This window comes from Chitinophaga sp. W2I13 (genome assembly GCF_050434005.1).
GTDB lineage: Bacteria > Bacteroidota > Bacteroidia > Chitinophagales > Chitinophagaceae > Chitinophaga.
In genome coordinates this window covers 2,337,287-2,361,549 of sequence record NZ_JBNPWD010000001.1, presented here as the reverse complement: position 1 = coordinate 2,361,549, position 24,263 = coordinate 2,337,287, and the positions used below count along the sequence as shown (strand labels likewise).

At 44.8% G+C, this 24,263-nt stretch carries 27 protein-coding genes; 14 read left to right on the top strand and 13 right to left on the bottom strand.

Annotated features, from left to right (window positions below):
- Positions 1-6: 6 nt before the first annotated feature.
- The 4 genes from QFZ48_RS09590 (at position 7) to QFZ48_RS09575 (ending at position 2,125) form a co-directional block, all read left to right on the top strand.
- Positions 7-699 (top strand): SCO family protein, encoded by a 693-nt coding sequence (locus tag QFZ48_RS09590; protein ID WP_429043665.1) that lies wholly within the window; start codon positions 7-9, stop codon positions 697-699.
- Between the two features lie 76 nt (positions 700-775).
- Complete coding sequence (locus QFZ48_RS09585; protein ID WP_429043667.1) at positions 776-1,348, top strand: DUF420 domain-containing protein; 573 nt, start codon at positions 776-778, stop codon at positions 1,346-1,348.
- Positions 1,349-1,409: 61 nt separating this feature from the next.
- Positions 1,410-1,625: a hypothetical protein gene (locus QFZ48_RS09580; RefSeq protein ID WP_079471726.1), complete on the top strand. Its 216-nt coding sequence runs from the start codon at positions 1,410-1,412 to the stop codon at positions 1,623-1,625.
- Positions 1,626-1,651: 26 nt separating this feature from the next.
- Positions 1,652-2,125: a GNAT family N-acetyltransferase gene (locus QFZ48_RS09575; protein ID WP_370909127.1), complete on the top strand. Its 474-nt coding sequence runs from the start codon at positions 1,652-1,654 to the stop codon at positions 2,123-2,125.
- Positions 2,126-2,131: 6 nt separating this feature from the next.
- Here QFZ48_RS09575 and QFZ48_RS09570 read toward each other — a convergent pair whose 3' ends face one another.
- From QFZ48_RS09570 to QFZ48_RS09560, 3 genes are all read right to left on the bottom strand, one after another.
- Positions 2,132-2,740 carry a MarR family winged helix-turn-helix transcriptional regulator gene (locus QFZ48_RS09570; RefSeq protein ID WP_429043670.1) on the bottom strand — a complete coding sequence of 203 codons (609 nt, stop codon included), beginning with the start codon at positions 2,738-2,740 and terminating at the stop codon, positions 2,132-2,134.
- A 99-nt stretch (positions 2,741-2,839) separates the two neighbouring features.
- Positions 2,840-3,100, bottom strand: coding sequence for a DUF2024 family protein (locus tag QFZ48_RS09565; protein ID WP_370909129.1), 261 nt, complete (start codon positions 3,098-3,100; stop codon positions 2,840-2,842).
- Between the two features lie 34 nt (positions 3,101-3,134).
- Entirely contained in the window at positions 3,135-3,713 is a 579-nt protein-coding gene (locus QFZ48_RS09560) for a protoglobin domain-containing protein (RefSeq protein ID WP_429062095.1), read from the bottom strand.
- A 186-nt stretch (positions 3,714-3,899) separates the two neighbouring features.
- Here QFZ48_RS09560 and QFZ48_RS09555 point away from each other — a divergent pair, with 186 nt between their 5' ends.
- Complete coding sequence (locus tag QFZ48_RS09555; protein WP_429062092.1) at positions 3,900-5,165, top strand: chloride channel protein; 1,266 nt, start codon at positions 3,900-3,902, stop codon at positions 5,163-5,165.
- A 3-nt stretch (positions 5,166-5,168) separates the two neighbouring features.
- On the opposite strand, the gene QFZ48_RS09550 is transcribed toward QFZ48_RS09555, so the two are convergent.
- From QFZ48_RS09550 to QFZ48_RS09535, 4 genes are read right to left on the bottom strand one after another with little or no spacing between them, the layout of a single operon-like run.
- Positions 5,169-5,834 carry a DNA alkylation repair protein gene (locus tag QFZ48_RS09550; protein WP_429062091.1) on the bottom strand — a complete coding sequence of 222 codons (666 nt, stop codon included), beginning with the start codon at positions 5,832-5,834 and terminating at the stop codon, positions 5,169-5,171.
- Between the two features lie 6 nt (positions 5,835-5,840).
- Positions 5,841-6,743 carry a methylmalonyl Co-A mutase-associated GTPase MeaB gene (gene meaB / locus QFZ48_RS09545; RefSeq protein ID WP_429062089.1) on the bottom strand — a complete coding sequence of 301 codons (903 nt, stop codon included), beginning with the start codon at positions 6,741-6,743 and terminating at the stop codon, positions 5,841-5,843.
- 47 nt (positions 6,744-6,790) lie between these two features.
- Positions 6,791-7,501 (bottom strand): glycosyltransferase, encoded by a 711-nt coding sequence (locus tag QFZ48_RS09540; RefSeq protein ID WP_429065485.1) that lies wholly within the window; start codon positions 7,499-7,501, stop codon positions 6,791-6,793.
- Between the two features lie 37 nt (positions 7,502-7,538).
- Positions 7,539-7,838 carry a hypothetical protein gene (locus QFZ48_RS09535; protein WP_429062087.1) on the bottom strand — a complete coding sequence of 100 codons (300 nt, stop codon included), beginning with the start codon at positions 7,836-7,838 and terminating at the stop codon, positions 7,539-7,541.
- A 171-nt stretch (positions 7,839-8,009) separates the two neighbouring features.
- Here QFZ48_RS09535 and QFZ48_RS09530 point away from each other — a divergent pair, with 171 nt between their 5' ends.
- The 4 genes from QFZ48_RS09530 to QFZ48_RS09515 all read left to right on the top strand — a co-directional run bounded on the left by QFZ48_RS09530 (position 8,010) and on the right by QFZ48_RS09515 (position 11,486).
- Entirely contained in the window at positions 8,010-8,645 is a 636-nt protein-coding gene (locus tag QFZ48_RS09530) for an LON peptidase substrate-binding domain-containing protein (RefSeq protein ID WP_079471736.1), read from the top strand.
- A gap of 170 nt (positions 8,646-8,815) precedes the next feature.
- Positions 8,816-10,111, top strand: a complete 1,296-nt coding sequence (locus QFZ48_RS09525) for a hypothetical protein (protein WP_429043686.1) — start codon at positions 8,816-8,818, stop codon at positions 10,109-10,111.
- 248 nt (positions 10,112-10,359) lie between these two features.
- Positions 10,360-10,911 carry an LPS export ABC transporter periplasmic protein LptC gene (gene lptC, locus QFZ48_RS09520; protein WP_370909136.1) on the top strand — a complete coding sequence of 184 codons (552 nt, stop codon included), beginning with the start codon at positions 10,360-10,362 and terminating at the stop codon, positions 10,909-10,911.
- Between the two features lie 236 nt (positions 10,912-11,147).
- Positions 11,148-11,486 (top strand): tRNA-binding protein, encoded by a 339-nt coding sequence (locus QFZ48_RS09515; RefSeq protein ID WP_429043689.1) that lies wholly within the window; start codon positions 11,148-11,150, stop codon positions 11,484-11,486.
- Positions 11,487-12,181: 695 nt separating this feature from the next.
- On the opposite strand, the gene QFZ48_RS09510 is transcribed toward QFZ48_RS09515, so the two are convergent.
- Complete coding sequence (locus QFZ48_RS09510; protein ID WP_429043691.1) at positions 12,182-14,335, bottom strand: S9 family peptidase; 2,154 nt, start codon at positions 14,333-14,335, stop codon at positions 12,182-12,184.
- 290 nt (positions 14,336-14,625) lie between these two features.
- On the opposite strand from QFZ48_RS09510, the gene lysS reads away from it, so the two are divergent.
- The 3 genes from lysS (at position 14,626) to QFZ48_RS09495 (ending at position 17,927) form a co-directional block, all read left to right on the top strand.
- A complete protein-coding gene (gene lysS / locus QFZ48_RS09505; protein ID WP_429043693.1) occupies positions 14,626-16,140 on the top strand; it encodes a lysine--tRNA ligase in 1,515 nt (504 codons plus the stop codon).
- A 155-nt stretch (positions 16,141-16,295) separates the two neighbouring features.
- Positions 16,296-17,129: a universal stress protein gene (locus QFZ48_RS09500; RefSeq protein ID WP_370909140.1), complete on the top strand. Its 834-nt coding sequence runs from the start codon at positions 16,296-16,298 to the stop codon at positions 17,127-17,129.
- Positions 17,130-17,168: 39 nt separating this feature from the next.
- Complete coding sequence (locus tag QFZ48_RS09495; protein WP_370909141.1) at positions 17,169-17,927, top strand: DUF4197 domain-containing protein; 759 nt, start codon at positions 17,169-17,171, stop codon at positions 17,925-17,927.
- A 69-nt stretch (positions 17,928-17,996) separates the two neighbouring features.
- Here QFZ48_RS09495 and QFZ48_RS09490 read toward each other — a convergent pair whose 3' ends face one another.
- Entirely contained in the window at positions 17,997-18,881 is an 885-nt protein-coding gene (locus QFZ48_RS09490; protein ID WP_429043701.1) for a flavin reductase family protein, read from the bottom strand.
- A gap of 2 nt (positions 18,882-18,883) precedes the next feature.
- The gene (locus QFZ48_RS09485) at positions 18,884-19,897 is read right to left on the bottom strand and encodes a fumarylacetoacetate hydrolase family protein (RefSeq protein WP_429043703.1); all 1,014 of its coding nucleotides are present in this window, start codon (positions 19,895-19,897) and stop codon (positions 18,884-18,886) included.
- Positions 19,898-20,017: 120 nt separating this feature from the next.
- Between QFZ48_RS09485 and QFZ48_RS09480 the strand changes: the two genes are divergently transcribed.
- Complete coding sequence (locus tag QFZ48_RS09480) at positions 20,018-21,265, top strand: serine hydrolase (RefSeq protein ID WP_429062085.1); 1,248 nt, start codon at positions 20,018-20,020, stop codon at positions 21,263-21,265.
- Between the two features lie 189 nt (positions 21,266-21,454).
- Positions 21,455-22,111, top strand: coding sequence for a sterol desaturase family protein (locus tag QFZ48_RS09475; protein ID WP_370909145.1), 657 nt, complete (start codon positions 21,455-21,457; stop codon positions 22,109-22,111).
- A 43-nt stretch (positions 22,112-22,154) separates the two neighbouring features.
- Here QFZ48_RS09475 and QFZ48_RS09470 read toward each other — a convergent pair whose 3' ends face one another.
- From QFZ48_RS09470 to QFZ48_RS09460, 3 genes are read right to left on the bottom strand one after another with little or no spacing between them, the layout of a single operon-like run.
- Complete coding sequence (locus QFZ48_RS09470) at positions 22,155-22,499, bottom strand: hypothetical protein (RefSeq protein ID WP_429043709.1); 345 nt, start codon at positions 22,497-22,499, stop codon at positions 22,155-22,157.
- A complete protein-coding gene (locus QFZ48_RS09465) occupies positions 22,499-23,440 on the bottom strand; it encodes a DUF6263 family protein (RefSeq protein ID WP_429043710.1) in 942 nt (313 codons plus the stop codon). The genes QFZ48_RS09470 and QFZ48_RS09465 overlap by 1 nt, the downstream gene beginning before the upstream one ends.
- A gap of 16 nt (positions 23,441-23,456) precedes the next feature.
- The gene (locus QFZ48_RS09460; RefSeq protein WP_370909148.1) at positions 23,457-24,230 is read right to left on the bottom strand and encodes a TIGR02757 family protein; all 774 of its coding nucleotides are present in this window, start codon (positions 24,228-24,230) and stop codon (positions 23,457-23,459) included.
- Between the last annotated feature and the right edge of the window lie 33 nt (positions 24,231-24,263).

Here is a 24,263-nt window from a genome sequence, read left to right as displayed (position 1 = left end):
GTGTCGTTGGCTATATTGGTGCCGCTTTTGGGTTATCTCATTGTAGATCACTACGGAAAAAATGTGGTACCTGTACCCGGATACTTCATCCCGGAAAGAGTAGATACGATCTCTGAAGATGGTAAAGTTTCATACGATACCGTTTTTCATAAGATCAGGGATTTTAAACTTACCAACCAACTTGGAGAACAGGTGAGTTTGAAAGATATGGAAGGAAAAGTGTTACTGGTTGATTTCTTTTTCACCTCCTGTCCAAGTATCTGTCCTACTTTAACAAAGAACCTGAAAAAGGTACAGAGCGCTTATGTAAAGAATGATTCTTTGCTGCAGATCCTCTCCTTTTCAGTAGACCCGGAAAGGGATACCGTAGATAAGCTGCGTAAGTACGCCTACGAATACCAGATAAATCCCGATAACTGGTGGCTGCTCACAGGTAGTAAAAAAGAAATCTACGACCTCGCCAGAAACGACTTTTTTGTTTCTGTAACACAGGGAGACGGTGGTCCGGACGACTTCATACATACCGAGAAGCTGGTATTAATCGACAAAAACAGGAATATCCGGGGATATTATAACGGTCTTGATTCCAATGATGTAAAAAGATGCGCTGGTGATATCGCCATATTGCATCTGGCAAAAGAAAGACACCGACCGGGTTTTGGAGCCTTCCTCAAAAAGCTGTTCTCCGGAGAGAAATAATAAAATAATTATAAAGGAAAGGTGAATAAGGAAAGGTTGTTCACCTTTCTTTATTCACCTTTTACATTTAGTGGATATGGAACTTAAGAACAGAAATCTCAATACGCCTATCACCATCGTATCGATAGTTATACCCGCATTGGTGGCGTTATTGTTTGTGTTGCCCAAGCCGGAAATGCATCCTGGTTTTGATATCAGGATACTGCCGCTGTTCCACGCTATCCTCAATACCAGCACTGCCGTTTTACTATTGGCCACTTTATATTTTATAAAGAACGGACATGTAAAAGCCCATAAGATCACCAATTTAATTGCAGTGGGTTTGTCGGCCGTGTTCCTGCTGTCGTATGTTACTTATCATGCGTTGGCTACAGAAACCCGGTTCGGCGACCTGGATCACAACGGTATTGTGGATGCCGGTGAAAAAGCCATGCTGGGCGGCATCCGTTATATTTACTATTTCCTGTTGCTGACACATATCGTACTGGCGGCTATTATTGTGCCATTGGTGCTTTTCACCCTGCTGCGCGGCTTTCAAAATGATATTCCGCGTCATCGCAAAATTGCCCGTATTACGTGGCCTATCTGGTTTTATGTGGCAGTAACGGGTGTGATTGTTTATATTATGATTTCTCCCTATTACCACTGATAGAATTAAGGAGATTTTTTAAGACAGATAGCCTAATTTTGTGAGATCAAACAACAATACTATGAAGAAGACAGGTTTGTTTTTACTGACAGTGTTTTTGACGGTGATGAGCGGATCAGTAATGGCGCAATGTTCCCTGTGTACTAAAACGGCTCAGCAGCTGGGCGAAGGCCCGGCGAAAGGTTTGAACAATGGTATTCTAATGCTGGCCCTAACGCCCCTGGCTATCATAGGTTTTCTGGCATTCCGGTGGTGGAGAAGTAATAAAGAAGCCTGACAATTTTCGTATAACCCAAAATAACTATGATTACCTACAGAAAGGCGGATATCACGGATATCCCGCAGTTAGTGCATTTGCGGCTGCAGTTTCTGAAAGAAATTTACCCTAAGTCTGATAACTCCCAGGATGCCGTGTTGAAGGATCAGCTAAGGGTCTACTTAACAGAACATCTCTCTAAAAACAATTTTGTAAACTGGTTTGCCGATGCAGAAGGCAAGGTGGTGGCCAGCGCGGGCATAGTTTTTTATAACCAGCCGCCGCTGTACCACAACCTTGAAGGCAAAGTGGCCTATATTCTGAACGTATACACGCTTCCTGCCTTCCGGCGGAAAGGTATTGCAAAAGCGCTGCTGCAAAAGATCCTCGATGAAGCTAAAGCACGCAATACCGGGAAGGTGAGCCTGCATACCAGTAAAGAAGGACGTTTATTATATGAGCAGTTCGGCTTTGTGGCCGGAGACAATGAAATGACCTGCCAGTTGCCCCGTGTTCAATAATAACGGCTACTCTTCGCGGAGTTTGAAAACAGGACATTCCATTCTTAACCCACCGTTGTTTAAAGAGATCTTTAGTTTGTTGCAGTGGTAACCCTTCTTTTCGTTGAGATGCTCACAGTTAAAGCACATAGGCTGAGTGGAAATAATTTCCTGTTGATTCAGCTGGTAAATCAGCTGCATGAGCTGCTCCAGCAGTCCGGCCTGGTCTTTCAATGGCAGCTGTGCTACGGTTGCATGCAGTGGATCCGCAAATTGCTCTACTTTCCTGGCAACCGCTTTTCCTTCCCTTACCAGGTGTAAAGTGTGGCTCCGGGTGTCTGTAGGGCTTGCCTTACGAGTCAGGTAGTTCTTCTGTTCCAATGATTTTACCGCATCGCTGATGGTGGCTTTGGTCATGTTAAAGTACGATGCCAAGGTGGTTACAGTACGTTTTTCCTCCGGGTAGTGCAGTAAAAAGGTAAGTACCTGGATTTGTATGGGACTAAGTCCATACTGAGTTGCTTCCTGCCATAATAATACGCGGAAGGCTTCTGATAATCGCTCCAGGGAGGCCACTACTTTACTAGGTGTGTCTTCTGCCTGCTGTGCAGGGCTGAATGTGGAAACTTTCCCCATATATTCTTGCTGTCCTTATAGTTAGTGTGGCAAGGTACAATATAAATATATGGTGTGAAATAGCATATTAGTGACATTCCTGAGTGAATCCGGCTTTTTTCAGTGACAACCCTCCAATTCATGGATATAATAGCCTTTTTGCCGGATCTGGGTTTCCCAGCGTGGTATAATTTCAGTGATATGACAAAAGCGGCAGTCTTTCCGGGAAACAATTAACCCCTCTCCTTTTTTGGTTTGAAGATAGGTATTGCCATAATTCAGTACTTCATCAAAGGAGGTTTCCTTTGTAACGATGATATCGAAATGAAGATATCTCCCATCTTTTTTCTTAACATAAGTGTCGAATACAGCAACTTCCATAGGAATACTTTTGATACTAACGTAAATGGGTACACTAAAAAGGGAGTTGTCGGGGTTGAGGGTATACCCATAACAATACACTAAAACTTATTGCTTTGAACCAGGCCTGCTGCATACGTTCTACTTCAGCAGCCGGGCGCCCGTGTTTACTTAAATAAGGCCGGCCTGCTTCGGAAACGGGGTATATAAAAGAAGACAGGTAACGTAAGTATACCATGGGCAACGGGTCCATATCATGCTCCGCTGAAGACCTGAACTGAAGCTGTGCAGCAATCCGCTCTTCAAACTGCCACCACGGCTTGCCTTCCTGGCGGTTACATAAATCAGTGATCCATTTATGGAAATGCGGACGGAGCGATTGCAGGTACCCCATGTCGGGAGCACCGTTCCTGGTAAAATAGGTGGCGAGATAATTATTCTTTAGTATGGTATCATACCAGTTATTCAAAATGTCTTCTGTATGTGCAGCGAGGATGTTTCCTGCCATCATCAGGTATTGCTCGTCCTCATGGGTGAATAACAACATCCTTTTTAATCTGACCAGGGTTTGTGCATCCAGTGAGGGTTGGGGGTTATCAGCGCCAGCTGTGCCTTGGTGCATAGCGTCATTCATACATGTTGAATTTTGGTTTCCGTCACGGATTGGTTATTACAAATATAATAAGGTTGCCTAACTAAAACAATAAATATAATGACGTATATTCCTATACGTTAGCTATTAAATACATTAATAAAAAATTATTTGTGATTCTACAATGAACTATATAGCTTTGATAATCTGGTTGATAATACCCCTTTCATGATTAATAAGCTATACGCAATAACAAAAAACGGTTTACCGGTTGTACCGGCAGCAGCATATGAACCTGCAGATGTACCCGGTAAAAAGGCATCGCGCACTTTGTATCTTTCTGTTGCAGCCATAGTGGTGGCAGCGGGAGGCGCTGTTGCAGCATGGGGCATTAACGTTATAATCCATGCGATTGCTTCACTGGTTTACTACGGGGAAATAGATACTGCATACAGGGGGATCGAAAATACAGAACGGGAATTGTGGATCATTGGTATTCCGGTGGCGGGCGCCCTGTTCCTTGTTGCCATAGCCCGGTATACTTCGTTCCTGCTTCGTGCATTGGGATTGACCGTTGCCATCGGCGCCGGTAATCCGTTGGGGGTAGAAAATGCCGCCATGTTATTTAACGGGGGCTTAGGCGCCTGGATCGGTAAATTATTTGGCTGCACCAGTGACGAGTGCAGACTGCTTTTTACAGCAGGCATGTGCAGTACTTTAGGCAGCCTCTTTGGAGCGCCGGTGGCGGCTGTACTCCTGGCATTGGAAGTGTTTCTGGCAGAATGGACGCTTGCCAGTATATTACCGGTTGCAGCAGCTGCAGCCACTGCTGCCGCAGGAAGCTACCTGTATCGTGGCACCACTCCTGTATTAAGCTTTACAGCACTGCCGGCTATGAGTGCAAAGGCCATGATAGGCTATATGATAGTAGCTGTAATAGTGGGATTGTGGGCAAGATTAAGTACAGCATTGTACCATCTTATTGGTAAATGGTTCGGCATGCTAACTAAATACAATGCCTGGTATTTGTTATTGGCGGCATTGCTTACGGGTATTATTGGATATATTTTCCCCCGGATACTGGGCACCGGCGAAGGTTATGTGCGTGACCTGCTGGAGGCACACGTAACGCTGGCGATTCTTTTTACACTGGCCTTTATGAAATGGATCGCCTGGATTTTCTTCTCCGGCGCCAACAAAACAGGTGGTGGTATCATTCCATTGCTGATCATAGGAGGCGCGTTGGGCTTGTTGATTGGAGCGCCCCTGCAAATGGCTTTTCCGTCTTTAATGATTAATGCAGGGATTGTAGTGCTGGTGGGGATGGGAGCTATGCTGGCGGGTACTTCCCGGGCGGTGTTAACAGCTATTATATTACTGTTGGAAATGACGCATGATATTAATGCAGCGCTTCCTGCCATACTTGCCTGTATCCTGGCTTATGGCATTGCTGTTTTCAAACGTAAACAACAACAGGAACTAACCAGGGCATAATTATTAATTAATTCTGCGGAGCGCTTCCCGCCTGCTGAGTGGCGCCAGCGTGTGACTGTCTGCGAATTTTCGCACACTGCCGGGGTTTGTTTTAGCATACTCCCGCAAGGCCCAGCCAATGGCTTTCTGGATAAAGAACTCTTTAGAACTTGCGCACTGTTTTATATAGCGATACAACAATTGTTCATTGGTATGTTGCTTGTATGCGTTCTGGTGTATAATGGCCGCACGCTGCAGCCACATATTTTCACTATTGATCCATCGATTGGTAGTGGCGGGCCATTCTTCCCCGAATTTTTTCAGCCACGGACCGGCGAGGCACGACACGATGGCATCTACGCTATCCCACCACGATTTATGAACTATCATGTATTCAAAGAGATGGATATCTTCTGCGCGCCATTCCTTGTTTAACATTTGCATAAAATCTATGGCAGCGTATTGGTATTCACGTTCCGGTTTTTTCCACAATGCTTTTATCAGCACCGGCATATCACCAATGGCGGGTAATCCATATGTTGCTTTCAATCCTTTGTTGATAAGACGGCGCTCCGGCGCACTTATACCCAGGTATTCAAACTGGTTGCGCATATACGCTTTCATAGCAACCGCGTTGTCCGGATTGGCGGCCACCAGGTATGCATCCGTGATCAGGGGGAGGTAGCGCATGTATACTTAGCTTTTAGTGCTGATATAACGGTAAAGGTTAAACGCTTTTTGCCGGATAAGTTCCTGTATTTCCTGTTGGAGGGTTTGTTTGGAGATATCTCTCATACGCCTTTGTTGTATCAGTTGCCAGGCTTTTTCTGCCAGCAGCAGGATATGTTTTTGTTGTTGATGGGAGATGATAGTGTGATGTTTTTCGATGGCCTGTATAATTTCGTGTATGCCTGACTGTTGGATAGCCACGGATTTGATCACCGGAATTTCCCAGTCACCCTGATGTTTACTATGTGCGAGCAGCCGGAGATTTTTCACAAAAGCATCTGCATTGTCGCGGTCAGCTTTGTTCACAATAAAGATGTCTGCGATCTCCATTAACCCTGCTTTCATGGTCTGGATCTCATCGCCGGCTTCCGGAACTACTACCACAACAGTTGTATCTGCTATACCGGCTATTTCCACTTCACTTTGACCTACACCTACCGTTTCTATAAAGAGATAGTCGAATGCAGCTGCTTTAATAAGATCACTCACCTCTACAATTTTAGGGCTTAATCCGCCAAGGGCGCCCCTGGTGGCCATGGAGCGGATAAATACCTTTGGATGGTTGAAGTGTTGGCTCATCCTGATCCGGTCGCCGAGCAGGGCGCCGAAATTGAAGGGCGAAGAAGGATCTACCGCTATGATAGCTACGCTTTTATCCTGTTCCAGTAATTGAGTAATGAGCGCATTTACAAGCGTGCTTTTACCTGCACCGGGAGGGCCTGTGATACCCACTACTTTGGTATGGTCAGTCACGGGTATTTGCTCCAGCAGCTGTTCATATCCCGTTGCTTCGTTTTCAACAAGGGAAATGCAACGGGCCAGTGATTTGATATTTCCGTTTAAGAGTCCGGGTATATGCTGCTGGTACATTTTATTGTTTACAGAATTTAAAGAACAAAAATAAGCGGTATCCCTGTTTACGCGATCAACGACCGGTAAATATCAAGATATTGTCCTCCTATCTCCTCCCATCTGAAGCTGTCGGCATGCTTTTTAAGAGCAGCCATTGGCTGGGTAGCTTCGTAATGAGCCATTCCTTTATCGAAAACATCCCGCATGTAGGCAGGGTCAAAATTTTCGAAGTAGTAGGCGAGGTTGCCGCCAATTTCGGGCAGGCTGGTTTTATCAGAAAGGAATACCGGTTTGCCATAGTGCATAGCCTCTATTACAGGAATGCCAAAGCCTTCTGCAATAGACGGGAATACAAACGCGGCGCAATTGCTGAAATACCAGTATTTGCTTTTCTCATCAATGGGACCGATAATTTTAACCCGGTCCAGCACACCGTAGGCGGCTGCTTCCTGCAGGATCTGTTTTTGATAGGTGGTATTTGCGTTTCCTGCTATAATCAATTCATAATCAGTGTCTTTCAGCAGTCGCGGAATGACATGAAAGTTTTTCTTGGGTAAGATGGTACCAATGGTGAAAAGAAACGGCCGGGAGGGACGGTAAAGCGGGGCGTTAAATGAGGGGAATGATTTTACATCGCAACCGTTATAGATAACGCTCAAGGGGGTATCTCCTATTTCAAGATGTTGTAAAACATCTTCCTTTACATAATTTGAAATAGTAATAAGATGATCAGCTTTATTGATCATCCGCTGTACTTTGGCCAGCTGGCCCGATATTTTGTGTTTATAGTTAGGCTTGTATAAGAAATTGAGATCATGTATAGTTAATACCCGTTTTTATGTCGGGTGATGAAGGAATGTAGTCGGAAAGCTGGTAGGTGGTATGCCAGAGCTGAATATCTTTTGAATAGGGCATCCACAGTTTATGCCATGCTTTTTGTTTGTAATGTGCCTGATTTGAAAAAAGTGTTTCTTTATAGGAGGGCAGATAGAAGTACAACTCCTCGGGAGGAGAGATCAGCTGCATCAGAGTTTGGCCAAGTTCGCTGCAATAAGTATATAGACCGTTGTTCGGATATTTCATTCTTTCACAGTCTATCACAAATCTTGGCATGTTAATCAGTTTGAATAATTGTCAGGTATATATTTATATATAACTAAATGCTTAAGCGAAGATATTACAACTTTTTACGAAAAAGAGATAATTATCTTTCGGCCTTTTCCAGATAAATTTATCAGCCTGGCGTATATTGGTCGTCAGTCCGATGGCGAATAATTAATACAGATGACGAATTTTATCTCCATATTTCCGCTTGGAATTGTAGTGTATCCGGGAGAGCAGTTGAATCTGCATGTTTTTGAGCCCCGGTACAAGCAATTAATTGCAGCCTGTTTGGCCGAGCAAAAGCCGTTTGGTATTCCAGTTGTAATAAATAAAAAAATTATGGAATATGGAACACTCGTCCAAATAAAAAAGGTAGAAAAAATATATGAGAGCGGGGAAATGGACATAATTACCGTTGGAGACAGTGTTTTTCGCATTTTGGAGCATGTTTCGGAAATTCCGGAGAAATTGTATGCCGGGGCCATTGTAAACTACCCGGAGAATAATGAAGCCGGCAATAACCGGTTGCTGCAGGAAGTATTGCATGGCGTCCGGGAATTGCATGCTATCCTCCAGATCCATAAATCGTTTAAGAAAGAAGACAGCCAGCTCAGTTCATACGACCTGGCGCACCATGCGGGGCTGTCGCTTGATGAGGAATATGAAATGCTCCATCTTTTCTACGAAGCACAGCGGCTGGAGTACCTGAAGCGGCATTTGCACAAGGTAATTCCCATGATGGCGGAGATGGAAAGGCTGAAAGAGCGTGTTTTATTGAATGGTCACTTCAGGAACTTATCTGCCGATAATTTATAATTTTTATGAAGATGCCCGCCTGACTTGCTTTTTCGGGCATCATGACCGCAACTTTAACGTGCATTTAACAGGTGGTTTTTTGGATTTTTTTGCTTCCCGCCTTAAAAAGTAGATATTTGCAGACCCATATTTTCACTGGAATAAGGGCTTAAACTCAATTCTGATACTAAATGCATTGGACAAAAGTCAGTATTCTTTGCCTGCTTGGAAGTTTTTTTCTATTGGCAAATAAGGCTATCGCACAGGACAATTCACCATATTCCCGCTACGGATTAGGAGATCTGCATAATAACCAGAACACGGTAAACCGTGGAATGGGAGGCGTTTCTCAGGCTTATAGTGATCCGCAATCAGTCAACTTTATTAATCCGGCCAGCTACTCCAGCCTGCTGCTTACTACCTTTGATGTAGGAGTGGAAGGTGGCGCCCGCTCTATCACAGACCAGGGGGCAAAATTTAGTTCCGGATTCGGTACACTCTCTTACCTGCAGTTGGGTATTCCGCTGATTACCAACAAATGGGGATTAAATCTGGGGCTTCGCCCGGTAACCAGGGTTTCCTATAACATCCAGGAATCAGGTACCGGTACCTTCTTTGATACATTGAGGATTCCGCTCACCAGCAAATATGAAGGAAGTGGCGGTCTATACCAGTTATATGCCGGTACAGGTGTGCGTTTTGGTCATTTCAGCGTGGGTGTAAACCTGGGTTATCTGTTCGGTAACATCGAGAACAATACCCGTCTTACCTTCCCTGATCCTACCATGTATGCTTCCCACCGCATGTTCCGTACTTCCTACAACAGCTTTTTCTATAAATTGGGCGTGCAGTACAGGGCCAAGCTGAAAACGGATATGGATCTGACGTTTGGCGCCTCCGGAAGTTTGAAGCAAAATATGAATGCCCGCCAGGAAATACTCAATGAAACCGTGCAGTTCGACGCATCTTCCAATAACTATGTTACACAGGATACCGTTCACTATGCGAAAGGCGACAGGGGAACTGTGGTGTTTCCGCAAGAGTTTGGCGCAGGTATCATGTTGCGCAAATTTGATAAATGGATGGTTGGGGTAGACTTTAATTCCAGCCAGTGGGAGAATTATAAAAACTTTGGTAATAAAGATTCCCTGCAGAATTCCTGGAAGCTTGCTATCGGCGGACAGTTTGTACCCAATGCAACTGCACTGAGCGGTTACTGGAACAGGGTAGCGTATCGCCTGGGTGGTTACTATGGGAAAGATTACCTGCAGCTGGAAGGCGTAAATATGCCTACAATGGGCTTCACGGTGGGCGCTGGTTTACCCGTACGCCGCATGCCTTATTCCAACCAGTACAGTATGATCAACCTGGCGTTTGAAGTTGCTCATCGCGGCAACAACGAAACCATCCTGAAAGAAAATATCTACCGTATATCGCTGGGCTTTACCCTGAGTGATAAATGGTTTATCAAGCGTAAATACGAATAACTTTTTTGCACAGCGCGTATTTTGTCTTTCTCAGGATTACGCTGATTATACTGATTTTATTTTTTAAGATTTGGGGAGATATAAGCGAATATACCCGCTCATATCTCCCCAAATCATTTAAAATCCAAAGTGATCAAATCCTTAAAATCAATAAAATCAGCGTAATCCTGAGAAAGACAAAATACGCTTATATCTCCGCTGCATTAAGCTGAAAGCGAATTCCTATCTTTGAAGTATTATTCATTCAAATGATTAAAAGAGCCATCTTATTTTTTATTATAGCCATTGCCGTTAGTAGCTGCGAAAATGATATTGATGCGGTGATGGAACTGGATTCCAAAAAGGCAGCCACCGAAAACGGGCAGGATATTGTAATCATATTCAGCCAGGGTGGAAAGGTGAATGCAAAATTAACGGGGCCCACTATGGAGCGTGGTTTGGATAAGCCAACCTATGTGGCCTTTAATAACGGGCTGAAAGTATTTATGTATAACGACAGCCTGGGGCTGGAAAGCACATTATCGGCCAAGAAAGGAAAATTTATGGAAGATGATGGGGATGTGTTCCTGTCGGATAGCGTGATTGTAATTAATAAGAAGGGCGAGCGTCTGGATACGAAAGAACTGAACTGGGATCCTAAAAGAAAGATCTTCTACTCTACTAAAGAAGTGTTTATCAAAACGCCTACCGACTCGCTGCATGGATGGGGACTGGAAGCCAATCAGGATTTCAGTGTAAAGAAAATACTAAAGGTGAGCGGTCCTATTACAGTACAGGACAGTACTGCTGCCCTCAACTGATCTCACTAACGTAAAGCTATATACGAAAGAACCCCACCTATGCAGGTGGGGTTCTTTCGCTTTAACCTATTTTTTAACCTAAAATTTGGGATAAAAAGTCAATAATTATGCCAGTTTGCCATGTTTCCCGCATTGTTTGTTACCATTCATAACATTTGAAGATAATTTATAAGCGCCGCTGGCAAAGCTGTTTTAAACTTCAGCCGGGATGGCTATATTAGGCGAAAAATTAGCGCATGGAAACTATCAGCTGGCCCGATTTTGAAAAAGTAGAAATGAGAGTGGGCACTATCCTGGAGGCGAACGATTTTCCTAAAGCCCGTAATCCTTCCTATCAGTTATTGATAGATTTTGGCCCGGAAACGGGAATCAGGAAATCCTCTGCCCAGATCACGCATCTCTATCAGAAAGAGGACCTGATCGGAAAGCAAGTTGTGGCGGTGGTGAACTTTCCCCCAAAGCAAATTGCAAACTTTATGTCGGAATGCCTGGTTTTGGGCGCTGTAGGCGATAACAAGGAAATTGTATTACTTCAGCCGGACAGGAAAGTGCTTAACGGGCAACGGATAGCTTAAATAGATTTAATAATAAACCGTGTAAACTTCTCTATTTTATAATTATCATTTGATTATAGATATTTAAATCTTATAATTCTGAATTTTAATAATATTATTATTAAAATAATATAATAACACATTATCCATTATCATCAGTTTACGAACAATAATACATCGTTCACGGAAATGAAACCTATTCCTAAAATCGGCGGTATATCTTTGTTCTAGGTTTTTCATAGGATATGGTTAAAATTATTACAAGGGCGGTATTCTTACCAGCCCTTTTTTTTGCTTTTTTCCAGTCCCAAAGCCGAAAAATGGCAAATAACTGTTTAAACACCTTCTTAGGCTGATAATCAATTTATTGTGTGCCCATACTCACATACCAGCTTATCATGAAGTGTTTTTTGCCCTCATACGTTCACCTTCACTTTTGATACGTTTACCGGATAAAATATATCATTCACTAGAATGGCCATCGCAGTGTGATAAAAATCGGCCACCTTTGGTATAGGTTTTTCAATAAAGATATGGTTAAAATTTTTCGGGGCTGTAGTCTTGCAGCCCTGTTTCTTTTTTCTGAAGTCCTATTTTTCCCTCTGCCTTTCTCTTTCTCCGGTTATTTTCCAAACAGATAAACAACATTACGGCTTAACAAACAGATACAAGCGTATATCTGTATGTTAAGCCGTAGCGGTTTTATAGCAGTGTGCCTATTTAGTGAATAGCGCCGGATAAGGTTTATCCAGGAGGTTATTATAAATAAAGCGGTAAGACTCACCGGAAGAATGGACGCTTTTTAGGCCACCCCATCCGTGCCGTTCGCCGGGATACAACATAAACTCGAAATGCTTATTGAGATTTTCCAATTTATCGATCAGCTGGATACAGTTCTGCATATGCACATTGTCGTCCATTGTACCATGTACAATACGGATCAGCCCTTTATACTTATCGGCATAGGTCATTACTGAGGTAGCCTTATAGCCTTCGGGATTCTCTGCGGGTGTATCCATATAGCGTTCTGTATAGTGGCTGTCGTACAATTGCCAGTCAGTTACCGCGTAGTTGGCCATCCCATAGTTAAATACATCGGCGCCATAGGTGAGGGCCATACAGGTCATATAACCGCCAAAGCTACCACCGGTCATGCATATTTTGCCGGTGTCGGTCCAGGGTTGGGAACGAAGCCAGGTAGCAGCGTCCATATAATCCTCGATTTCGTGTTTACCCAGTTGGCGGTGAATATAGTTCATGCCCATTTTGCCGAGCTGTCCGCTGCTGCGGTTGTCGATGGCTACCTGGATCACGCCTTCTTGCGCCCACCATTGCTGCACATTGCCATATTTCCAGGTATCGTATACGGTACCGGCATTTGGACCGCCGTAAATGCTGATCAGGACCGGGTATTTTTTACCTGGTTCCATGTGCACGGGCATGGTAATGGTAAGAGGAAGTACCAGTCCATCGCGGGTTTTGTATGTTTTCAATGCTGTTTTGGCCAGGTTGAAATCGTCAAAGTTTTCTCCTTTACTATCGCCTAATTCCCGCACCAGCCTGCCATTGTTGTCCAGCAGTGCCATTTTTGAAGGCGTTTGCAGGTTGGAATAAGTAGTAATAAAGTATTTACCTCCCGGCGCCAGTTTGATTACATTATTATAATTACCGTTGGTTAACCGGGTAAGTGCGCCGGTTTTCATGCTCACTTTATACAGATCGAAGCGGGTGGAGGCTTCTTTACGGGCGGTGAAGTATACCAGTTGATTCTTATTATCTATCTGAAGTACTTCTTTCACGGTCCAGTTACCGGAAGTCAGTTGTTTTTTCAGGGAGCCGTCCATATTATGGAGATAGAGATGTGACCAGCCGGTTTTATCGCTTTGCAGCAGGAATCCCTGGTTATTTTGCACGAAAGGAACGGCATCGAACCAATCGATCCAGGTTTTCTGCTTTTCATCATAGATTTCCTTTTTGGCGCCGCTTTGCGGGTTGATGCTGTATATTTTGAGGTTGTCCTGTCCGCGGTTCATCCATTGCATCCACAGCTGCCGGCTATCGTCGGTCCAGAAAGGCATACCAAAGTACTGATCGTCGTTTTCATTAAAATCGGCCCAAACGGTGGGGCCACCCGTAACGGGTACCACGCCTACTTTCACAGCGGGATTGGGGTCGCCGGCTTTGGGATAACGCGTGTTTTCCAGGTATCCGTGCTGTCCTTTTTCGCTGTAGATAGGGAATACCGGCACTTTGGTGTCGTTAAAGTGCATGTAGGCGATCTGCCGGCTGTTAGGACTCCACCAAAAAGCGCGGTAATGTGTGGGACGGCCCAGGATTTCTTCATAATATACCCAGGATGCCCATCCATTATATATTACATCAGAACCATCGGTAGTATAGCGGGTTTCCTTTTTGGTAGCTACTTCCACGCTGTAAAGGTCATTATTGCGGGTAAATGCCACATATTTTCCATCCGGCGACAGGGTTGGATTCTTTTCCTCTGCGTCGTCGTTGGTCAAACGAACTGTGTTGCCATCGGCGGCTTTATAGAATACATCCTTTTCACGTACTTCTACACTGGGACCGTCTACCGGGGCCGTATAAATGGTGGCTTTGCCGGTGCGGGCATCTACAGACCATGCCTGCATGCGGCCATTTGCCTCATCCGGGCGCATTTCCAGGTAATGTTCTCCATCTGCCCAGTCGCGGATGGCTGGTAATGGTTTGGTGATATGGGTAGCTTTGCCTTTAAAAGCCTGTTCATAGGTGAGGTCCTGCTTTTGCTGGGCCTTTAAACAGGGGGCAGTCAGCAGCAGTAAGCCTATACTGCTGATAGTGGCTGGTTTTAACCATTGTTCGCTTCTCATCATTTGTAAGATATCAGGTGGTTGTTTTGTTGTCGTTAGCGGACGAAAATAAGCATAACTAAAAAATAGCGGTCACAATTTACACAAACGGGCGGCGCGTGTAAGCCGGGGACAAGTCAAATACCACCAGATATGAAAGATTTCCCCGCGCCGGTTAATTAGGGCTGTAAATGGCAGTGGAAGCGGTTATCTTTAGTCTGGTTTTCATAGGATATGGTCAAAAAATAAGAGGGCTGTAGTCTTACAGCCCTTTTTACTATTTTTGCACTCCATTAGTGCAATTAAATTACTACATGACACAATTATCTGAGCAAGAGATTATACGCCGGGAGAAATTACAGGAACTGCATAATTTAGGTATAGACCCCTACCCTGCAGCTGAGTACCCGGTTAATGATACTTCCGTAAATATAAAAGCCAATTATTCGGAAGAAACAAAGGAACAATTCCAGGCCGTATGCCTGGCAGGCCGCGTGATGAACAAGCGCGACATGGGTAAGGCCTCATTTGTCCAGGTTCAGGATAGCGCGGGCCGTATCCAGATATATGTTCGCCGGGATGATATCTGCCCTGGTGAAGACAAAAGCGGTTACGATGTTGTAATGAAGAAACTGCTGGACATCGGCGATTTTATCGGGGTGAAAGGGTATGTATTTATTACCAAAACCGGTGAAACCTCTATTCATGCCACAGAAATCACCATCCTGAGCAAATCGTTGCGTCCATTGCCTATTGTGAAAGAGAAAGAAGGAGAAGTTTTTGATGAAGTAACCGATCCGGAATTCAAATACCGCCAGCGTTACGTGGACCTGGTGATCAATCCCGAAGTAAAAGAGGTGTTCATCAAGCGTACCCGGATGATGCAAACGATCCGCGACTTCTATAATAACCTGGGTTACCTGGAAGTAGAAACGCCTATCCTGCAGCCTATTCCCGGCGGCGCTACTGCCCGCCCGTTTGTTACGCACCACAATGCGCTGGATATGCCGCTCTACCTGCGTATAGCCAACGAGTTATACCTGAAACGACTCATCGTAGGCGGTTTTGAAGGGGTGTATGAGTTTGCAAAAGATTTCCGTAACGAAGGAATGGACCGTACCCACAACCCGGAATTTACGGTAATGGAAATGTACGCTGCTTACAAGGACTACGAGTGGATGATGCGCACCACCGAATCACTGCTGGAAAAAATTGCCCTCACCTTACATGGCACCACCACCGTGCAGGTCGGTGATACAACCATTGATTTTAAAGCGCCATTCCGCCGGGTATCTATGTATGAAGCGATACAGGAACATACCGGTTTTGATATCGCCAATATGGATGAAGCACAGCTGCGCGATGTATGCAAACAGCTGGGTATCCACGTGGACGCCAAATTCGGCAAGGCAAAACTGATAGATGAGATCTTTGGTGAAAAATGCGAAGGCAATTATATTCAACCTACTTTCATTACCGATTACCCGGTAGAAATGAGCCCGCTCACCAAGAAACACCGCAGCAAAGCGGGGTTGGTAGAACGCTTTGAGCTGATGGTGAATGGTAAGGAAATTGCCAACGCCTACAGTGAACTGAATGATCCTATCGATCAGCGTGAACGTTTTGAAGAACAGGTGAAACTGATGGAACGTGGGGATGACGAGGCCATGTATATTGACTACGACTTCTTACGCGCCCTGGAATACGGGATGCCGCCTACCTCAGGTATTGGTATCGGTATCGACCGCTTAACCATGTTGATGACTAACCAGCCATCTATCCAGGATGTACTCTTCTTCCCGCAGATGAAGCCGGAACAACAGAAATAAAATCATCTTAATAAAATAAAAGGCGAATGGCTACGGTCATTCGCCTTTTTGTTTATATAATATAAATGTGGCATTAAATTTTCATGAAGCGTTCATATACCAATGCACATCGTTAACTTTAAGTAGTGCTTATTAGTATCTTAAAATTAGCCCATATGAAAACAATTTTAGTACCCACTGATTTTTCTGATACCGCTTATAATGCCGCTACCTACGCTATTGCCCTGGGAAACAGTTTAGAGGCCACCCGCATTGTATTGTACCACGCATATGAGCTGATTGTACCAATTCCGGATGTACCTACGGCGATTCCGATGGTGAATCCGGAGGATCTGAGAGACGCCAGCCTGGAAGGTTTGGAAAAGATGAAGGCAGAGCTGACCCCTCTCATCCGGGAAGGTACCACGCTGCTTACACGTGCGGATAACACCCTGCTGGCAGCTACTATTGAAGAAGTATGTAAAAATGAGAACGCCGACCTGATTGTAATGGGCATTACCGGCGGCAGTAAACTGGAAGAAGTGTTGGTTGGTTCCAATACCATTGACGTAGTGAAAAATACCAGCTACCCGGTGCTGGTGGTACCCCAATCAGCAAAGTATAAACCCATAGAAAAAATTGTTTTTGCAGCAGATCTGCGGAAGGTGGCGGAAACCACTCCCGTGGAACCATTGAAAAAACTATTGCATATTTTTAATGCGGAACTGCATGTAATCAATATAGATCATGAAAGCAGGCATTTCAGCACCGATACACCTTTTGAAACACTGATGCTGGATACCCTGCTGGAAGATTTCCATCCGGAGTACCATTTCATCGATAATCCCAATGTAGTAGCAGGAATTGTGGAATTTGCCGAAGAAAATAAGGCAGACCTTATTCTCACTATTCCTAAAAAACACGGTTTATTTGAAAGCATCTTTAAACGCAGCCGTACTTCCAAACTGGCGTATCAAACACATATACCACTGTTGACTTTACACGAATAATTTATACTTTTGAAAGATATTAATATTTATAATAACACTATGCTTAAACGTTCATTATTGGTATTGCTGGGTTTCTTTAGCCTGCAGGCCACCCAGGCCCAGTTCCTGAAGAAGCTGGGTAAACAGCTGGAAACGGCCACCAACAAGAGTAGCAGCACGAGTACCGGTAGTGGTACTTCCCTTGCTGGTTTGACTGAATCTGACGCAGGTTCCGGAATCAAGGAAGCTTTGGCTAAAGGCGTGGCTGCCGGTATTGCAAAGCTGAATAAAAAAGATGGTTTCTTTGGAAGTGATGTATATAAACTGTTACTGCCGGAAGATGCTGTGAAAATTGGCAACACCTTACGGGCAATTGGTTTAGGCAGCCAGGTAGATAAGGCTATCCTGCAAATCAACCGCTCCGCGGAAAAAGCAGTGGGCTATGCCGCACCTATCTTTGTAGGCGCCATTAAACAAATGACCCTCACCGATGCACTGAACCTCGTGAAAGGAGGAAATACATCTGCCACTGATTTCTTTAAAAGCAAAACAACAGATTCCCTGAAAACCGCTTTCATGCCGGTGATTAAGAAATCGCTCGACAGCACCAGCGCTACCCGTTATTATGCGGATATCGTGAATAACTACAATAAGCTGCCTACTACCTTTAATAAAGTAAATCCCGACTTACAGGACTACGTGACCACCATGGCCGTAAATGCTTTATTTGACCAGATAGCGAAAGAGGAACTGGCCATCCGTGCCAATCCCGCAGCCAGAACTACTGACCTGCTGAAGAAAGTATTCGGAGCAAAATAGTACCAACGATAAAAAAGGAAAGGGGCAGAGATGATGATCTCCCGCCCCTTTCCTTTTTTATTTTGCGGCTTAATAGCTGCCGGCCAGTAATACCTGCCATGCTGCGGCTACCTTTCCTTCATCCAGCAACTTCTTTGCATAATAGTGCAACTCTTTTTCCATTTCATCCGGTGTTACGCTGTAATACTGGATGATATTTTTGAGATGATCATCATGAAAGGCGGCATCTACAAAAGGAACTTCATGAACATTACCCAGTTGCCCCAGGTGGTTGCCGGTAAGAATGTGGCTATTCCTGATGGCCAACGGTAACGCATCAACGCCGATGCCCAGTTTGGTATTAGGTTTTGCTACCTCAAATACGGCATCGCCGGAGGCCCGGCAATAGTAGTCGCCCCCCATACGGGCTACCAGGTCTATTTTATGCGGATCTATTTTACCATTGATATCCAGTATGTTTTCGTTGATATGCAGCATTACCGGCTCGCAGATAACCAGGTTTCCCGCGCCGCCACCCTGCCCGGTTTCAATGATCTCTCTTACAATACATTCTATTTGCACCGGGCTTTCTTTTACCCGGAGAGGCTGTACTTTTTCAGATTTCAACGGCGTAAAGCCGGCTTTTTCAAATTCATTTACACCAGCGGGATATTCGCAGCTCGACAAAGAGGCTTGTTGCACCATACCATAACTTACCATGTTGATGACCACCTCTTTGGTGGCGTATACATTTTCCAGTGTATGCTTTACCGTGTTATCACGTACGCGGCGCGATGGTGAAAAGATCAGTGTAGGGGGATTGGAGCCAAATACGTTAAAGAAACTGAAGGGCGACAGGTTTGGCTGCCCATCCGCATCTATTGTGCTGGCAAAGCAAATGGGGCGGGGAGAAACCGCACCCAGGAGGTAAGCATGCAGCTCACTTGTTTTCACCTGTGATGGATCTATCTGCATGGTTATGCTTTTTTCTTAAGGGCCAGCAGCGAAAAGCCGGTATCTTCTTTTACGATAGTATTGGATAAGGTACCTAAGCCGGTAACTTCCATTTCCACTACATCACCAGGTTGCAGCCATTGTTCGGTATAGTCCGGATCATTCAGTTTGCCGGTACCGTTCAGTTCCAGGAAGCAGCCGGTGCCCACCGTGCCACTGCCGATAATATCGCCGGGCAAGATGTTAACGCCATAGGCGCAGCGTTCCACAATTTCCGCAAAGGTCCAGTCCATATCGCCCATGTTGCCTTCACTCACTGGGATGCCGTTTACTTTGCAGGTCATTTTCAGGTTAAAGTTGTTGCCGGTATGTCCGTCTTTCGCCGGTATTTTCAGGGGTTCCAGTTCATCGGCAGTTACCAGCATGGGACCTACTACGGTGCTGAAATCCTTGCCTTTGGCGGGGCCCAGGTTAAGCAGCATTTCTTCCATCTGAAGGGTGCGTGCGCTCATGTCGTTCATGATCATGTATCCACCGATATAGTCATCGGCTTCAGCGGCGGTGATATTACGGCCTGCCTTACAAATGACGATGGCTACTTCCAGTTCAAAATCCAGTTTTTCAAAATGGTCGGGCATGCATACAATTTCGCCGGGACCCTGGATAGCGTTATGATTGGTAAAATAAAATATCGGGTATTGATCGAATTCGGGGATCATGGGCACCTTGCGGTTGCGGCGTGCGGCCGCAACGTGCTGGCGGAAAGCATATCCGTCCCTGCAGGAAGTAGGGAACGGTACGGGCGACAGCAGCTGTACGCTGTTTACGGGGATACCGATAGCGGAGCTGGGATTTTTCCCTTCTTTCAGCAGGGCATCAGCGCGTTTGGCGATGTCTATCACATCTTCCCACATCATCAGGAACATGCCCATATTATTGGGAAGATCCGGGTACAGCTCCTGTGTATTGTATAACAGCCCGTCCACCAGGATGGCCAGTTGATCTGTTTCTTCTCTTAAATAACTTACTAGTTTCATGGTTTGGTAATTGTTCTGGTTGTATGAAGGATCAAATATAAGAATGGCGGTTAAAAGCATTGGCTATTTTTTTGTGTCCTGCCAGCGAATTACTTTATATTTATAAACAGAACCACCAATATGCGTTGCTGTTTGCTGCTACTCCTGATGTATGGCCAATTGTTCGTTGTGCAGGCACAACCCCGCACAGATACGCTGCTGAAAAACCTGCTGGACCGTGAAGCGCCTCCGGCCCTCCGGCATGTGCTGCAATATCCTGATTCGTTCCGTTACCAGCTTATTTATACGCAAATAGACCGGGATGCCCGTAACAGGCCACATTTCAAGAGCTATTACCTGGAAGTGGACGGGAACAAGTACTTCAATCCCGCCAGTACGGTAAAGCTGCCTATTGCTTTGCTGGCACTGGAAAAAATGCATGAATTGCAGGTTCCCGGCCTTCACAGGAATACGCCTATGCTAACCGACAGCGCCTGGGACGGACAGGTAACCGTGCACACAGATAGTTCTGCCAATAACCTGTTGCCATCGGTGGAGCACTATATCAAAAAAATATTCCTCATCAGTGATAACGATGCCTATAACAGGTTGTATGAATTTGTTGGTCAGCAAACCATTCACGAAAAGTTATGGGCAAAAGGGTATAAAGATGTACGTATTGTACGCCGGTTTATGCCGCTTACGGAAGAAGAAAACCGGCATACCAATCCCGTGCGTTTTGTGGATAACGGGAAGGTGATATACGAACAACCGGTTGCATACGATACCCTTACCTTTGATTACAGCCGGAAGGTAACGCTGGGACAGGGGTACCTGGATAAAAATGATAAGCTGGTTTTTTCGCCTATGGACTTCACAAAGCATAATAACCTGCCGCTTATGGATTTGCAGCAAATGCTGCAATCGGTATTGTTTCCTGCGAGTGTGCCGGCATCACAACGGTTTGATATTACGGAAGATGATTACCGTTTTTTATACCGTTATATGTCGCAGTATCCGTCTGAAACTTTGTGGCCGAAATATGACACCGCTGAATATTACGACAGTTTTACAAAATTCTTTTTTTTCAAGGCCGGTAAAAAGAACATTCCGCCATATATACGTGTATTTAATAAAGCTGGCTGGTCCTACGGTTTCCTTACTGACGTGGCCTATATCGTTGACTTTAAAAACCAGGTGGAGTTTATGCTCACCGGGAATATTTATGTAAACAGGGATGGTATTTTGAATGATGATAAATACGAATATGAGGAAAATGGGCACCCCTTCTTTAAGGAAGTGGGGGAAATAATTTACAGGTATGAATTACAACGCAGGAGGAAGCATAAACCCGACCTGCAAAATTTTAAGATAAACTATAGAGATTGACAGAGGGAATAAATATTATTTATAGCCTTATAGAGTAATATAGTGAGCGAAATAATACATGAACGTTGTATTTTTGCGTTCGATAGTGGCATCCATCTTCAAAATGCGCATCATTTTTGAGGCGGCTGCCAGGGTAGATAAGGAAGGTTTTATTCATATCCCGTAACTGCACTCTAAAATTTGGGAGTTATGAAGTTTGAAAAGATTAAGAACAAAGGACAGGCAAGATTATTTGAAAGCCAGTATCTTGAGATGCTTACCAAAACGCATCCGTTGGTGATCTGGGGGCTATATTTGCCCATTATTGGCTACATGCTTTACTATAGCCACAATACCTTAGGCTTTACACCCGGTTCAGTAGCAGGTATATTCTTTGGGGCCATGTTATTCTGGTCTTTTTTTGAATATATCATGCACCGGTTTCTGTTTCACTTTGCGAGCGACAGCCCCAGGGTGCAGCGTTTTATTTATGTAATGCATGGTAACCACCATGAGTACCCCAGAGACAAACAGCGTTTATTTATGCCTCCGGTACCAAGCCTGATACTCGCGTCCGCCATTTTTGGTGTACAATATATCTTCCTGCGTGAAATCACGTTTATGTTTTTCCCCGGCTTTATCCTGGGATACCTGATTTATGGGAGTATGCACTACGCCATTCATGCGTGGAACCCGCCTTTACGGTTTATGAAGCCATTGTGGCGTAACCATCACCTCCATCACTATAAAAGTGAGGATAAGGGTTTTGGGGTAAGTTCGTCCGTATGGGATCATGTATTCGGAACCTTCTTTGACCTGGAAAAGGAAAAGGAGGACAAGGAAAAAGTGAAGGAGCTAACATTTTAAATGTAAACAAGAAGGGGTGATGCTTAGCATCACCCCTTCTTGTTTACCACCTTTCTTCATCATCGGGCAAATCGTTTTGTTTATAGGTGGCCCGGGAAATTATCTTCTGCAGTTGTCTTTCTATAATGAGCGCAGCAATGGATTTATAAGGGTCTTCCCCTGTAGCGGCGGCATTCTCCAGTATTCCTTCTACCTTTTTCTCCGCCACATCTGTACGATAGAGCAGGAATATAAACCGGGAGAAATTTTCGCTGATCAGTTGCTGCAGTTTGCCCGCCAGTATTTCTTCCAGCAGTTCATAGCTAACATTCACGGGCACACTTATTTCGAAGTTGTCCTGTGTCCAGGCAGCTGTTTCCTGGAGATATTGCGCTGGCTGTGCGGTCATTATTTCATTTGTTTGATCTTGTAGGAGGCGTTGGTAACTACTTTTACCGGTACTTTCAGGTCATGTTTTATACGTTTTGCCTTATCGGCCTTGTAGGTATAGTTACCGGACATATCGGTGTTTTGTACACAGATGCTGGGTAAGCCGCTGCTGCGGTTTATCAGGTAATTGGAAGAAGTGGTGCCGCTGATTTCCGCGGTAGCTTTGATCCCGTCATCCAGGGTGAGCATCTGCACCTTATCGGTATTGATTTTTGAGGTACCGCCAATTTTTGCTGTTTGTGCATCCCATGTCTGCAGGTTCCAGTAAAGATCTATCCGGCCTACCAGTCCGCCGCGCAGGGGTACATTTTCTTCCCACTGGGTGCCGGTTTTAATGCCATGTGCGGGGTACATGATCAGCAGTTGTTCTAACCAGCTCTGGAACGCTTCTGTTCCGAACTGGTCTTTCATCAGTTTCCTGTAGGCTTCCTGTTCATCCTTTTTAAGGGTGCTGAAAGCGCCGGCGGCGTTGTCCAGGATAGTTTCCAGCCCGTCTACCTTATTGATGATACCGGTGGTTTGTATTTCTACAGTAAAGGGTTGATCCAGCACTTTTTTCAGCCCGGCCTGGAAGGGTTCTTCCTGTTTGGTGACCTTTGCATCTACAAAGATGTTCTGATTTTTAGCGTTGAAATTGAATTTCAGATCCTTGTACCGGAAAGTGAGGATGGTTTTGCCTGGTTCTACGGAGGTTACCTCCATGGTAATGATGTTGTTGTAATCGCGGGTGGTTCTTTGTACAATTTCATTCACCGTCATATAGGTTTCGCTCCTGCTTTTCTGTTCCAGTTCAAATAGCTCTCCTTTATTGAAGGTATAGTTGAGGGCTACATATTCCTGTGCTTTAACGGATAAAGACAGTGTTACTACCATTGCAATCAGTCCCAGGATTCTTTTCATTATCATTTTTATTTTATCAGACATATTTTTCGATCACCCCGAGGCCAAACAAGGCAAAATCATATTTGGCAGGATCATCAGGATCCAGTTTCTTCAGCTGGTGTGTGAGCGCGGTGGCTGTTTTCCAGTCGGCCTTTGGCTCGGTTATAATTCCCAGCCTGGTGGCCACTCTGCTTACATGTACATCCATCGGGCACACCAGTTGCGAAGGTGATATGTGCTGCCAGAGCCCAAAATCCACGCCATTTTCGTCATTTCTCACCATCCAGCGTAAATACATATTCAATCGCTTGCAGGCAGAGTTCTTTGCCGGTGTGGCGATGTGCTTAACAGTTCTTTCCGGGTGTTCCAGTGCAAAAAATACTTTCCGGAACCCCATCAGTGCTTTTTCCACATTTTCATCCTGCGGGGTGATGTGGGCACTGAAGGCAAATTCCAGCGATGTTACATTGGTGTAATAATGCTGGAGAAACTCTACAAAGTACAGCAGATCCAAACCGTTGAAAGTACGGTGACAGAAGGAAAGTAATTTCATACGATCCCGCGGCTGGTGATGACGGATAAAGTCATACGGCGAATCATCCATCATTTTCATCAGTTCCGTGCATTTGTTGATAATACTGGTACGGTTTCCCCATGCCAGTACAGCAGCAAAAAGGCCGGCGATTTCGATATCCTGCAATACACTGAACCGGTGCGGTATGCTAATAGGATCATTAGCTATAAAGTCCGGGTGATTATAGTATGCCGCCTTGGCATCTAAAAACTCCCTTAATTTCTGGATCTTCATAAGTTTAATCACGTGTATTACCACAAGCCTTTT

What these genes read in the sequence shown, in the direction of transcription:
- QFZ48_RS09585 (WP_429043667.1), top strand. Translation starts at nt 776, where the DNA reads ATGGAACTTAAGAACAGAAATCTCAATACGCCTATCACCATCGTATCG.
- QFZ48_RS09580 (WP_079471726.1), top strand. Translation starts at nt 1,410, where the DNA reads ATGAAGAAGACAGGTTTGTTTTTACTGACAGTGTTTTTGACGGTGATG.
- QFZ48_RS09575 (WP_370909127.1), top strand. Translation starts at nt 1,652, where the DNA reads ATGATTACCTACAGAAAGGCGGATATCACGGATATCCCGCAGTTAGTG.
- QFZ48_RS09570 (WP_429043670.1), bottom strand. Translation starts at nt 2,740, where the DNA reads ATGGGGAAAGTTTCCACATTCAGCCCTGCACAGCAGGCAGAAGACACA.
- QFZ48_RS09565 (WP_370909129.1), bottom strand. Translation starts at nt 3,100, where the DNA reads ATGGAAGTTGCTGTATTCGACACTTATGTTAAGAAAAAAGATGGGAGA.
- QFZ48_RS09560 (WP_429062095.1), bottom strand. Translation starts at nt 3,713, where the DNA reads ATGAATGACGCTATGCACCAAGGCACAGCTGGCGCTGATAACCCCCAA.
- QFZ48_RS09555 (WP_429062092.1), top strand. Translation starts at nt 3,900, where the DNA reads ATGATTAATAAGCTATACGCAATAACAAAAAACGGTTTACCGGTTGTA.
- QFZ48_RS09550 (WP_429062091.1), bottom strand. Translation starts at nt 5,834, where the DNA reads ATGCGCTACCTCCCCCTGATCACGGATGCATACCTGGTGGCCGCCAAT.
- meaB (WP_429062089.1), bottom strand. Translation starts at nt 6,743, where the DNA reads ATGTACCAGCAGCATATACCCGGACTCTTAAACGGAAATATCAAATCA.
- QFZ48_RS09535 (WP_429062087.1), bottom strand. Translation starts at nt 7,838, where the DNA reads ATGCCAAGATTTGTGATAGACTGTGAAAGAATGAAATATCCGAACAAC.
- QFZ48_RS09530 (WP_079471736.1), top strand. Translation starts at nt 8,010, where the DNA reads ATGACGAATTTTATCTCCATATTTCCGCTTGGAATTGTAGTGTATCCG.
- QFZ48_RS09525 (WP_429043686.1), top strand. Translation starts at nt 8,816, where the DNA reads ATGCATTGGACAAAAGTCAGTATTCTTTGCCTGCTTGGAAGTTTTTTT.
- lptC (WP_370909136.1), top strand. Translation starts at nt 10,360, where the DNA reads ATGATTAAAAGAGCCATCTTATTTTTTATTATAGCCATTGCCGTTAGT.
- QFZ48_RS09515 (WP_429043689.1), top strand. Translation starts at nt 11,148, where the DNA reads ATGGAAACTATCAGCTGGCCCGATTTTGAAAAAGTAGAAATGAGAGTG.
- QFZ48_RS09510 (WP_429043691.1), bottom strand. Translation starts at nt 14,335, where the DNA reads ATGATGAGAAGCGAACAATGGTTAAAACCAGCCACTATCAGCAGTATA.
- lysS (WP_429043693.1), top strand. Translation starts at nt 14,626, where the DNA reads ATGACACAATTATCTGAGCAAGAGATTATACGCCGGGAGAAATTACAG.
- QFZ48_RS09500 (WP_370909140.1), top strand. Translation starts at nt 16,296, where the DNA reads ATGAAAACAATTTTAGTACCCACTGATTTTTCTGATACCGCTTATAAT.
- QFZ48_RS09495 (WP_370909141.1), top strand. Translation starts at nt 17,169, where the DNA reads ATGCTTAAACGTTCATTATTGGTATTGCTGGGTTTCTTTAGCCTGCAG.
- QFZ48_RS09490 (WP_429043701.1), bottom strand. Translation starts at nt 18,881, where the DNA reads ATGCAGATAGATCCATCACAGGTGAAAACAAGTGAGCTGCATGCTTAC.
- QFZ48_RS09485 (WP_429043703.1), bottom strand. Translation starts at nt 19,897, where the DNA reads ATGAAACTAGTAAGTTATTTAAGAGAAGAAACAGATCAACTGGCCATC.
- QFZ48_RS09480 (WP_429062085.1), top strand. Translation starts at nt 20,018, where the DNA reads ATGCGTTGCTGTTTGCTGCTACTCCTGATGTATGGCCAATTGTTCGTT.
- QFZ48_RS09475 (WP_370909145.1), top strand. Translation starts at nt 21,455, where the DNA reads ATGAAGTTTGAAAAGATTAAGAACAAAGGACAGGCAAGATTATTTGAA.
- QFZ48_RS09470 (WP_429043709.1), bottom strand. Translation starts at nt 22,499, where the DNA reads ATGACCGCACAGCCAGCGCAATATCTCCAGGAAACAGCTGCCTGGACA.
- QFZ48_RS09465 (WP_429043710.1), bottom strand. Translation starts at nt 23,440, where the DNA reads ATGAAAAGAATCCTGGGACTGATTGCAATGGTAGTAACACTGTCTTTA.
- QFZ48_RS09460 (WP_370909148.1), bottom strand. Translation starts at nt 24,230, where the DNA reads ATGAAGATCCAGAAATTAAGGGAGTTTTTAGATGCCAAGGCGGCATAC.